This is a genomic window from Acinetobacter sp. V102_4, assembly GCF_031799005.1.
In the GTDB taxonomy this organism is placed as follows: Bacteria; Pseudomonadota; Gammaproteobacteria; order Pseudomonadales; family Moraxellaceae; genus Acinetobacter; species Acinetobacter calcoaceticus.
The window spans coordinates 18876-29403 of record NZ_JAVQNR010000045.1 but is presented as its reverse complement, the minus strand read 5'-3'; the positions used below and the strand labels follow the sequence as shown (position 1 = coordinate 29403).

9 protein-coding genes and 3 tRNA genes are annotated in these 10528 nt (G+C 35.6%); 6 read left to right on the top strand and 6 right to left on the bottom strand.

Annotated elements, in window-relative coordinates; translation table 11 throughout:
- Positions 1-130: 130 nt before the first annotated feature.
- The 5 genes from RMB13_RS13125 (at position 131) to RMB13_RS13105 (ending at position 1916) form a co-directional block, all read left to right on the top strand.
- Positions 131-204 (top strand) — tRNA-Trp (locus RMB13_RS13125).
- 27 nt (positions 205-231) lie between these two features.
- Positions 232-316, top strand: a tRNA-Leu gene (locus RMB13_RS13120).
- A gap of 68 nt (positions 317-384) precedes the next feature.
- A tRNA-Trp gene (locus tag RMB13_RS13115) sits at positions 385-458 on the top strand.
- A gap of 459 nt (positions 459-917) precedes the next feature.
- Positions 918-1127 (top strand): cold-shock protein, encoded by a 210-nt coding sequence (locus tag RMB13_RS13110; RefSeq protein ID WP_003650775.1) that lies wholly within the window; start codon positions 918-920, stop codon positions 1125-1127.
- A gap of 318 nt (positions 1128-1445) precedes the next feature.
- Positions 1446-1916 carry an AnBLUF65 family BLUF photoreceptors gene (locus tag RMB13_RS13105; protein ID WP_005039435.1) on the top strand — a complete coding sequence of 157 codons (471 nt, stop codon included), beginning with the start codon at positions 1446-1448 and terminating at the stop codon, positions 1914-1916.
- Here the strand turns inward: RMB13_RS13105 and RMB13_RS13100 are convergent, their stop codons facing one another.
- From RMB13_RS13100 to RMB13_RS13075, 6 genes are all read right to left on the bottom strand, one after another.
- Positions 1917-2240, bottom strand: a complete 324-nt coding sequence (locus RMB13_RS13100; protein ID WP_311085443.1) for a hypothetical protein — start codon at positions 2238-2240, stop codon at positions 1917-1919. It lies immediately after the preceding gene.
- Positions 2241-2814: 574 nt separating this feature from the next.
- Positions 2815-3420 carry a LysE family translocator gene (locus RMB13_RS13095; protein ID WP_311085442.1) on the bottom strand — a complete coding sequence of 202 codons (606 nt, stop codon included), beginning with the start codon at positions 3418-3420 and terminating at the stop codon, positions 2815-2817.
- A gap of 50 nt (positions 3421-3470) precedes the next feature.
- Positions 3471-4304, bottom strand: a complete 834-nt coding sequence (locus RMB13_RS13090) for an AraC family transcriptional regulator (RefSeq protein ID WP_151743244.1) — start codon at positions 4302-4304, stop codon at positions 3471-3473.
- A 124-nt stretch (positions 4305-4428) separates the two neighbouring features.
- Positions 4429-5790: an MATE family efflux transporter gene (locus RMB13_RS13085; protein ID WP_311085445.1), complete on the bottom strand. Its 1362-nt coding sequence runs from the start codon at positions 5788-5790 to the stop codon at positions 4429-4431.
- Positions 5791-6867: 1077 nt separating this feature from the next.
- Complete coding sequence (locus tag RMB13_RS13080; RefSeq protein ID WP_311085441.1) at positions 6868-8148, bottom strand: outer membrane protein transport protein; 1281 nt, start codon at positions 8146-8148, stop codon at positions 6868-6870.
- Between the two features lie 151 nt (positions 8149-8299).
- Entirely contained in the window at positions 8300-9736 is a 1437-nt protein-coding gene (locus RMB13_RS13075) for a TolC family protein (RefSeq protein ID WP_311085440.1), read from the bottom strand.
- A gap of 127 nt (positions 9737-9863) precedes the next feature.
- Here RMB13_RS13075 and RMB13_RS13070 point away from each other — a divergent pair, with 127 nt between their 5' ends.
- Positions 9864-10484 carry a TetR/AcrR family transcriptional regulator gene (locus RMB13_RS13070; RefSeq protein WP_004643418.1) on the top strand — a complete coding sequence of 207 codons (621 nt, stop codon included), beginning with the start codon at positions 9864-9866 and terminating at the stop codon, positions 10482-10484.
- Positions 10485-10528: the final 44 nt, after the last annotated feature.

Genomic DNA, 10528 nt, shown 5'->3' with positions numbered 1-10528 from the left:
GGCGAAATTGGTAGACGCACTGGATTTAGGTTCCAGCGCCGCAAGGTGTAAGAGTTCGAGTCTCTTCGCCCCCACCACTTTAAGTTAAATCTTAAAGTTGATTTGGATGTTAAGTCATCTAGATCTTGGAAGAGGATTGGTGTAATGGTAGCATGACGGTCTCCAAAACCGTTCGTCAAGGTTCGAGTCCTTGATCCTCTGCCACATTTATTTTAAATAAATGTCCCAGATGGGGGCGTGGCGAAATTGGTAGACGCACTGGATTTAGGTTCCAGCGCCGCAAGGTGTAAGAGTTCGAGTCTCTTCGCCCCCACCATTAAAGGAAGCAAGACGATGTTCTTGCTTTTTTTATGATTAAATCATTAGTTATTTAATCATAAATATAGAGGATTGGTGTAATGGTAGCATGACGGTCTCCAAAACCGTTCGTCAAGGTTCGAGTCCTTGATCCTCTGCCAATGATTTAAAAATGAAGCTCCTTTTTAGGAGTTTTTTTATTGCCTGAATTTTTTAAAGGTTAAATTATTTCAAGTTTTCGTTCATATTTTCATCGGCCACTTGATAAGTTATAAACTGTTATCTTTCTGTTCTTCGATATTTTATCTAATCAGTCGTAAGGTGTTGGTTAAGTAGGGAATATACTAATTTTTTAGCTACTCTGTTAAGTTATTGTTTTTCTGTTTTTTATTATAATTTATAAAATTTTTTTCATAAAAAGCTTGAATAGAAAATTATTTCATGTATCATGCTCTTAACTAGAAAAAAGTCTTGTTAGTAAATCTTCTTTAAAGTATCGTAGTTTTAGTCATAATCCTTCGTTTTTTAAGATCTTAACTCAATTTGTTATTCTTTTTTCAAAGTTATGTTAGTGTCATTATTAAATGATACTAAAATATTAGAAATCAGTAGGATATATCATGTCTAATACAGTAAGTGGTACAGTAAAATGGTTTAACGAAACTAAAGGTTTCGGTTTCATTCAACAAGATAATGGTCCAGATGTGTTTGCTCACTTCAAAGAAATTTCTGGTTCAGGTTTCAAAACTTTGCACGAAGGTCAACGTGTAACGTTTACTGTTACTCAAGGGCAAAAAGGCCCAAATGCTGTAAATATTATTCCACAATAATATTTCAGTAAGAAAAAAAGCACTTTTTAGTGCTTTTTTTTATTTTAGTCGTTTAAAAGAAATTCTGTTGTTCTTTTAAATGCTATAAAAGCCCTCTATAAGAGGGCTTTTTATTTTCTATCTAGTATGTAAGTCTAATCACTAATCACTAATCACTAATCACTAATCACTAATCACTAATCACTAATCACTAATCACTAATCACTAATCAGTCATTTGTTAATGCTTAGCGTATGAAGAAATATAAATTATCAGGAATAGATATGTTAGATTGGAAAATCTTTAGATAAAGAAATTTTATATTTCACGGAATTGTTAATGAACGTTCGACTGTGTTATGCCAGCCAACGAAACGAAAAAAATGAAGATTTACTGCAAGATTTACGTGATATCCTAACAGAAGCTCGAAATTTCAATGACTTGAATCAAATTTGTGGTGTGCTCTATTATGCCGATAATGCTTTCTTTCAATGCCTAGAGGGTGAACAAGAATTAGTGGAAAGATTATTTGAAAAAATTAAAAATGATCAGAGACACTACAATGTTAAATGGCTATGTACATATTCCATTGAGAAGAATTCTTTTCAGCGTTGGTCAATGAAATATGTACAGCGTAATACAAATATTGAATCTTTCTTTTTAAGTATGGGAGAAACTAGTTTTAATCCCATTCGTCTTGATGAGCAGAATTTAAAAAATTTCTTAAATGAATTATTAATTGCTGAGCAAATCAAAATTAATACAGTTAAGAAAGTAGGTATGATTAAGCGTGGGGTGAACCCTTTCTAGCTATTTGGCTATCACCCCAATATGGATAGTCTTGAGTTTAGGAATGATTTTAGTCATAACAAGATAGACAATAACTGAACTTGTGAGCATCCATATCACTTCTAAACTTTGGCTAATAACAAACATCGCCCAGTAAAAAAAGCTAAATAAGGCGAGACATAGTCCACTACCTTTGAAATACCAAGTAATAAATATTCCAAAAAGTGCAGAAGAGAGTAGAAGGTTGGTTGTTTCGTTCATTCCTAGGTAGTTAAAGAAAATAATCAGTAAGCATAAAGCTAACATTGATAGTAAATATACAAATATATTTTTTGCAATAAACATTTTCTATATCCTATCTGATGATTAAAAAGTTATCTTTCCTCTGTTTCCAGAGGAAAGATAGTACATATTAATTTTTGAGATTCTTTTTCTATTATTAGGAGTTTTTATATTAATAAAGATAATGTTACCGATTCTCCAGATCTCTTCATTAATATTCAGCTTTCTATTTAATAGTAAAGAGTGCTTATATGTACTGAAATTAATTATAGGAAAAACAATTGCTTATGATGTAGGTTTTGGCTTACATGATTGTGAGAAATTACCTACATTTGTTCAAAAAATAGACAAAATTTACAGAATAATATTTAATATAAATTTATATTTAACAATGATTTATTTTCTTTTGTTGCTAGGTTGATTTTTACATAAATAACAAAAAGTAACATGTGTTTTAGAGAGCATGTTTCTCAAAATAAAAAAAAGGTCATTAAATGAGTATTCAGTAAAAAGTTATTTTATGAAGTTATAAGAATAAGTATTTTTTAATATAGAAAATTAATAATAAAAATTTATATGACCTAATTTATATATTAAAAAATAGATATCCTTATCCTGTTTTGATGATTTTTTATTATTAGAATGTAGATAGGGTTGGCAACCATACAGAGATGAGTAGTGTTAGCGCCATCATTTTATTAAAAATGTTCATATGCTTTGTTTGTGAAAATAATCGATTGCTTAGCCTGCCTGCTAAGGCCCATATGTAAAGGCAAGGAATAGCTATAACGAAAAAAATGAAGGATAAAATTGAGACATTTATCCAGATATCTTGCCCTTGTTTTGTGTAGACACTAATCACTGCAAAAGCCATCATCCATGTTTTAGGATTAATTGCTTGCATGAAAAAGCCAGTAATGAAACCAATCGGACCTTTTTCTTTGTCTTGCTGGAAATGAATAATAGGATTGTAGTTATATAATTTCCAAGCCAATGAGGTTAGCCAGATTAAACCAATGAGTGTCATTATTTTTTGAATAATTGGGTAAGCCAGAAGGGTTGAACCCAATCCAATGCCAACGATGAGCACAAGTAGGGCAGCCCCGATGCAAGAACCTAAAATGACAGGAAACGTTTTAGAAATTTTATAACGGCTACTTAAATTTAAAATTATAAAATTAGTTGGACCGGGAGTAATTGAGGCAACAATAGCAAATAATGAAAATGCAGTGAGGTTTTCCATCTTGTCTACTTGAGTTGATAGGGAGAGATAAGATGAAATAATTAAGATTTTTAATCTTGAAGATTTGTGCAGATTTTTCTATAGGCCGCAGGTGTTAAACCATAGCAGCGCTTAAACCAGCGACTTAAATGACTTTGGTCAGCAAAGCATAAATCTGAAGCAACTTGTGCGGGAGATATGCTTCTGGCGAGTAAATCACGCGCTCGCGTAAGTCTGAGTTGAATGAGATATTGATGAGGTGCTAAATGAAAAGTTGCTTTAAAAATGCGGTGAATATGGTATCTGTCTAGGCCTATCATGCGAGCGATGTCTTCAAGCCCTATATCTTCAAATAGATGATCATGCAAAATATCTCGGATTTGGTATGCGATTCGAGGTGTGTGAGTAGAAGATGATTGGTGAGCTTTTTTTAACCATTTCCCTTGTGCGATATACTGAATAAGTAGGTCTAGACTATTATCTTTGACAATATTCATTTCTTTATAGTGCAGATGCTGGAATGCTTGAGAAGTAATAATCGCGAGCTGTTCATCTGACTTTAATGGTGCATCAATCACTAACTCGTAGTGATCAGGGCTATTATGAAATAAACCTTGGATACGTTGTTTCAACCAATCTGGATGTAGGTAGAGCATTTGGTAGGTAAAGCCATCAGACGCAGGAGCATGTCCATCATGGATTTCTTCTGGTTCAAGCATAAAGACTTGTCCCGCATGACTATTGATTTGCTTTTTACGACAGTGAAATTGTTGAATGCCGGATTCAGTTACACCAATTAAATAGCTCGAATGCCAGTGGGGATCATAAGCATGACCAGTAAAATGGGCACGGATTGTTTCAATACCTGTATTGGTATCTTTTGAAATATCCACCCAGTTACCCATAACAATCTACCCATAAATTTTTAAGTTTTGCCCTTAGAACGGTACAAAAGAGGTGAGTGTAGTTCTAGAAGATTTGTGCAAAATCTTTAAGAAAATTGAGCAATTTTTTGAACTCAATGCAATTTTATCTATGGATAAAATTTACCAAGCAGGATACCAAACCAAATATCAAAGCACTCAGGCCAATAACTTGAAAGAAAGTTGATAAACTTGCATCAAAATATAGAACAGTGATACTTCCGATAATAGCTGCAATAATCATTCTGATGGTACCAGCTAAGATAGGGCCTAATAATCGTTTTGAACCTTGGCCTGCAAAATAAAGAGCCATACCTATACCTATTGCTCCGTAAAAAGGCGCAACATGCTGCAAGTAATTCGTTCCAGTCTGAAGAACAGATGGATCATGACTGAAAAAACCAAGCCAAATGGAAGGAAAAATACTAAAGAAAAGTCCTATTGAGCCAGTGATAAGGAATGTAATAAAAACCCCGATCCATGTGATACGACGTGCTCTTTGAAATTGTCCGGCTCCATAATTAATACCTACCATGGTCATGATTGCTGAACCGATGCCGAACATAAGCGGAACTTGCACGTAGTCTAGTCGGGAAGCAATACCGTACCCAGCGATTGCATCAGAACCAAATTGACCAACTAAGGTTGTTACGATGACAACAGTTAAATTGAGTTGAATTATTCCAATAGCAGACAGTGAACCAATACTAAGAATATCTTTGAAGAACTGAAAATTGATAGGCTTGATCGATAATTTGATAATGCTATGCGTTGTTCGCATGTGCCTAATTAAGCATATGATGGCAAAAATATAATAACTTAAGACAGCGAGCCCAGCTCCAGCTACACCCAATGAGGGAATGAATCCCCAACCAAAAATGAAAATAGGTGATAGGGGTAAAAGTAGTACTCCATCTAGAAGCGTTATGCGGGCCGGAGTTTTTGTATCACCTGCACCACGTAATGTGGCTGAGAGTAGGGCTACAGCCCATATAAGGGGTGAACCTATAAAAATAATATTGGAATATTTTAGGGCAGCATCTAAAGCTAAGCCAGTAACGCCCATTAAGTGATATATCATCTGGGCTGAGGTGAGCATAACAATACTAAAAACTCCTCCCAAAATGCCAGCAAGAATTACACCATGCCAGACAAGGGATTGGGCATCTTCTGATCGACCTGCTCCAGAAGCCCGAGCAATTGCTGAAGCTAGTCCTCCACCAAATCCACCATTCGCTAGCATTTGCATGAGCATAAGAATTGGGAACACTACGGCTACGCCAGCTATTACATCCGTTCCTAGAGAGCTAACAAAATATGTTTCTAGTAATCCAATCAGGGTTTGTACAAGCAAAACAGCTATGGTGGGTAACGCCAGTTTTAGCATTACTTGGGGAATTGGTCCGTTTAAGATCGCATGATTTAAATCATGTGTATTTAACGGCTGGCGTACTGATTGTTCCCGCATAATAATTCTCGCTTTATAAACTGCTACAGCAGCAAGGGCTGAACCAGTTTGTACCTGTACTTTTCTATCCGTGAATTGCAAAGCATTAGCTCATATTGGTAAGACAACGAGAGTTTTAGACAATATATTTATCCAATGTTTTGAATAATTATTAATGGTGACTATATTATTATATGGTCACTATTTGTCAATAATAAATAGGTCGAGTTAAACTGTCATTTTCAAAAAAGGTTCAAATAAAAAATATGAATCGGGAAAAGAGTAGTTATCTTCTCCCGACGGGAAGACCAGAAGATCATGAGGTAAGAGATCAAATCCTAAGTGCTGCTACAGAGCACTTCATTCACTATGATTATAAGAAAACTACAGTTTCTAGTTTTGCAAAATCTATAGATTTTTCTGAGCTGACTTATATAGTGTGATTAATTTATTTATTGTTAATCAATAGCTTGTTACGAAATAAGAAGACAAAAATTATTACACGAAATGATGCAAAAAACGATATGGTTTTGTTTATTGTAAAAGAAATAATTGAGTTTCTAAAGCAGTCAAAGCGATTTTCTTAGTGATCAACTTATTTATATCCATTATTTTGCAATAGAGAATTAATCATCAATACGAATGTACTAAGGCTGTTTTTTGATCTTATATTAAGAAATTTATCGCCTTAATTGGTTTGTGACTTATGATTGATTTGGTTATTTTTAAATAGTTTCTTAAAAATTTTACAGGACGTCGGTTCTAATATGCTTGAGTGCCTTATTCCATATACTGCAATATATTTAATTCCATTATTTTCATTAAGTTGTGCTGATAATACTAAACAATACACAAATGACCCATGCGCTTTCACTGATAAGATATAAGTAGGATTGGAGAGTCTTAAATACATAAATCTAAAGACTTCTAAGGCCAAGAATTAAAGCAATTAATAAGCAGGACAAAACCGTGAAAGAACAAAGAATAAATTTAATAGACTGAGACCCGTACGTTACAGAACTCAGTCTAAAAAGCCGTTAAATCAAGCCAACTAACTTTTGGGCTCAGGTCATCTAAATGTTTTTTTAATATCAATCATTAGAACTTATAGCCCATTTTTAATCCATATGCGATGGCATGATTATCTTTAAACTCCGCAACATAATTTGGTGTATTAAATTGCGCACTAGTTTGTAACTTGGCATCACCTAACCAGAAATATTTTACCCCACCTGAAATAAACGTTTGTGGTGTTGGGTTGAATTGTGCACCTAAGCCAAGATTCCAATATCCTTCTGTCGGCCCTAATGCAGTCACAAGGTTACCTGCTCCAGAATCCCAACCTACAGAAATATTTCCTGTCCATTGGTCATTTAATTTACGGCCTATACCAATATTTGCTGACCATTGGTCATCACTATAGGCAGCTAGATCAAATCCATTTGGTTTGCCAACTGAGGGCCCTGCGATTTCTGAAGCTACACCGAATGCATAAGGGCGGATAGTGAAATCTTTCCAATTCACCCAGCGCACATTTGCAAATGCAACTGTATTCGCCATGATACCTGTTTGAAAATCTAGATTAACAGATTGAGGCGTAGTAATTTTTGTTTGCTCCAAGCCATTATTCATATTAATAAAAGTGCCAATATTTTGCCCTAATGTTGCAATAGAGCTCTCATTAATTGTCATTTCATGATCAATTTCAGAGCGATAAGTAACAGATGCTTTTAATGCAATTTCTGGAATTTGATATGCAATACCAACTAACCAGCCAACACCGCCAGTTTCTTTAATGTTGAGATTATATCCACCAAAGCTGTTATTCCCACCAAATGCTAAGCCACGAAATTGAGCATCACCTTCAATTGTTTGGTAAACGGGACCTGCATAAAAATTAAAATTTTCATTTGGTTGGTAGCCAAGCAACATTGAAATACTTTGGGTTTTTACTTCAACTTCCAGTGACTCTGTACCATTATGAAATAGTCCTAAGCCACCTGCAGCAGCTGATGCTGGGTCAGAGAGCGAGTAAGTAACATCTGCGCCAAATGGTCGGTCATAAATTAGACCAAAAGAGAAGTTGTCTGTTACTTGTAGTTTTAGCGCAGCGCTAGGGGAGTAATAATCATCCCCCATGTCACTAATATTTGTATTTTGTAAACCAATCACGCTTGGTGGAGTTGCATTTGGTGAATATTCATTACGCACTTTACCTGAAACGTTTGGATCTAATATAGAAATACCCGCTTCAAAGTAATTACCTGGTTGCAAGAATGCAGAGATAGATTGACCTGAGCGGTCTAGAGATGCAGCCAAGGTCTCCGTCATTGGTAAAGTTACTAAAATAATTACTGTACTGAATGTTTTAAATTTCATTTGTGTCTTTCCTTGAAGTGAAAATGTTTGTCGGACATTTTGTGTTTATGTTTCCTAGAGAATTTGGTTAATCGAAATGAAATCATTGCTCCTGTAGGTATGAGGTAATCCGCCATCTCATTCAGTGATTTTAAATTTTTGAAATTTCATATTAATAATCATTGGGTTGCCAGCCACCACCCAGTGATTTATAAACTGCTACGGCAGCAAGGGCTGAATCGGTTTGTACCTGTACTTTTCTATCCGTGAATTGCAAAGCATTTGAATTTGCTTGTAATACTTCTATTTGACTGTTAATTCCTTTTTGATAAGCAATTACAGCGATTTTCTGTGCATGGTGTAGCGCATTTTCACCATCTTGAAGTGCTACAAGTTGTTCCTGTCTTTTAGATAAAGTTGATAATGAGTTCTCTACATCTTCCGCTGCATGTAAGACGGCTAATTGGTAGGCTGCAAGTTTTTCGGCTTCTTGTCCCTTAGCTAAGCGAATTTCTGCATTAATTCGACCAAAATCAAATAAACGCCAACGTAAGCCTAATAAGCCAGCAGCCTGATTGGCACCACTTGAAAATAAGTTTCCACTTGCTGTGGTTGCGCTACCTATCAAACCGCCTAAAGAAACCTTTGGGTAATACTCTGCAATCGCACTGCCAATACGTGCATTTGAAGCTGCCAGTTGCCTTTCAGCCATGATGAGATCTGGTCGTCTACGTAAAAGATCGCGGGGTGTTCCTGTTTCTGTAATATTAGGAATAACTGGAATTGGTTTTACTTCCGCTAGTTCAGCTCGGTGAGTTCCTGGTATGGTTCCAAGCATGACGTCGAGTGCATTCATGGTAATGTCTAGATTCATTCCAAGTGAGGGAACTACGGCTTGAACTTGAGCAACATTCGCTTTAGCTTGTTTGACCTGAAATTCAGATGCCAATCCTTTGCTATATAAAAGTTGAATAATTGAGAGAAGTTTTTGTTGCGTTTGTAATTGTTGCTGGGCAATGTCTAATCGAGATTGTAATCCTCGAATATTAATATAAAGATTTGCTGTTTGCGCTGCGACCATTAAACGAACTGCTGATGCTCCTGCATTCGAAGCCTGATAGTTTGCTAGAGCACTTTCACGGTCTCTTCGAAGGCCTCCGAAAATATCTAATTCCCAAGTGGCACTTAGGTTTGCCTCATAAGAACTACCATGTCGGTCAAAATTAGGTATTGAATTTAAAACTTGCCCCAGTGGAGTTTCAACGGATTGGTAAGCTTTAGCTGCTTGTGCGTCAACAGTACCTATTGGGCGTAAAGAAGCATTGACTGCCGATAATCCTGCTTGAGCTTGAGTCACACGGGTATATGCTTGGGTCAGATCCAGATTTTGTTTTAATGCTAATGTGACATATCGAGTAAGTTGAGGGTCATTAAAACTTTTCCACCATACTTCAATATCTGCTTTGGTTTCGTCACTTGGTGAGTTTAAGCGAGCGCCAAGATATTGCTCGGGTAGAGATATACTAGGACGTTTATAATTAGGACCTACGGTACAAGCAGCAAGAATGCTGGTGAGTATTGGTAGGAGAACGATAGATCTAGATAACATATTTTCCCCAAGGCGAGATTTTGAACAATAGTTTAATTGTGACTATAATACAATTTAGTCACTTGTTGTCAATATCAGGGGCCAAGAGTTAAACTACTACTTTCACACAAAGGTTTAAGTTGAAAATATGAGTAAAGAAAAAAGTAGTTATCCTGTTTCAAAGCGAGGACCGGAAGATCATGAGGTAAGGGACCAAATCGTGGTTGCTGCTACAGAGCATTTCAGCCGCTATGGTTATGAGAAAACTACAGTTTCTGATCTTGCAAAATCTATAGGCTTTTCTAAAGCTTATATTTATAAATTTTTTGAATCTAAACAGGCAATTGGCGAGATGATATGTGCCAATTGTTTGCGTGAAATTGAAGATGAAGTTAATGCTGCCATTCAAGAAGCTGAATATCCTGCTGAAAAATTGAGAGTACTTTTTAAAGTAATTGTGGAAGGGAGCCTTCGTTTATTTTCTCAAGATCGTAAGCTCTATGAAATTGCAGTTTCTGCAGCCTCTGAGAAATGGGATGCTACGGTTGCTTATGAAAATCGAATTCTTAAAGTACTACAAAATATTATTCAAGAAGGTCGTCAAACTGGTGATTTTGAAAGAAAAACACCAATTGATGAAGCAGTTAAGGCTATTTATTTAGTTATGAGACCTTATCTACATCCATTACTTTTACAACATAGCATTTCATATAACGCTGATGCTCCAGTGTTGCTTTCTAGTCTTGTACTGAGAAGTTTATCGCCATAATAAATTTGTGACTATTGACTAAATTAGTCACTTGATTAAAAATG

Coding starts and splice junctions, on each gene's coding strand:
- RMB13_RS13100 (WP_311085443.1), bottom strand. CDS start 2,240: ATGTTTATTGCAAAAAATATATTTGTATATTTACTATCAATGTTAGCT.
- RMB13_RS13085 (WP_311085445.1), bottom strand. CDS start 5,790: ATGCGGGAACAATCAGTACGCCAGCCGTTAAATACACATGATTTAAAT.
- RMB13_RS13070 (WP_004643418.1), top strand. CDS start 9,864: ATGAGTAAAGAAAAAAGTAGTTATCCTGTTTCAAAGCGAGGACCGGAA.
- RMB13_RS13110 (WP_003650775.1), top strand. CDS start 918: ATGTCTAATACAGTAAGTGGTACAGTAAAATGGTTTAACGAAACTAAA.
- RMB13_RS13090 (WP_151743244.1), bottom strand. CDS start 4,304: ATGGGTAACTGGGTGGATATTTCAAAAGATACCAATACAGGTATTGAA.
- RMB13_RS13075 (WP_311085440.1), bottom strand. CDS start 9,736: ATGTTATCTAGATCTATCGTTCTCCTACCAATACTCACCAGCATTCTT.
- RMB13_RS13080 (WP_311085441.1), bottom strand. CDS start 8,148: ATGAAATTTAAAACATTCAGTACAGTAATTATTTTAGTAACTTTACCA.
- RMB13_RS13105 (WP_005039435.1), top strand. CDS start 1,446: ATGAACGTTCGACTGTGTTATGCCAGCCAACGAAACGAAAAAAATGAA.
- RMB13_RS13095 (WP_311085442.1), bottom strand. CDS start 3,420: ATGGAAAACCTCACTGCATTTTCATTATTTGCTATTGTTGCCTCAATT.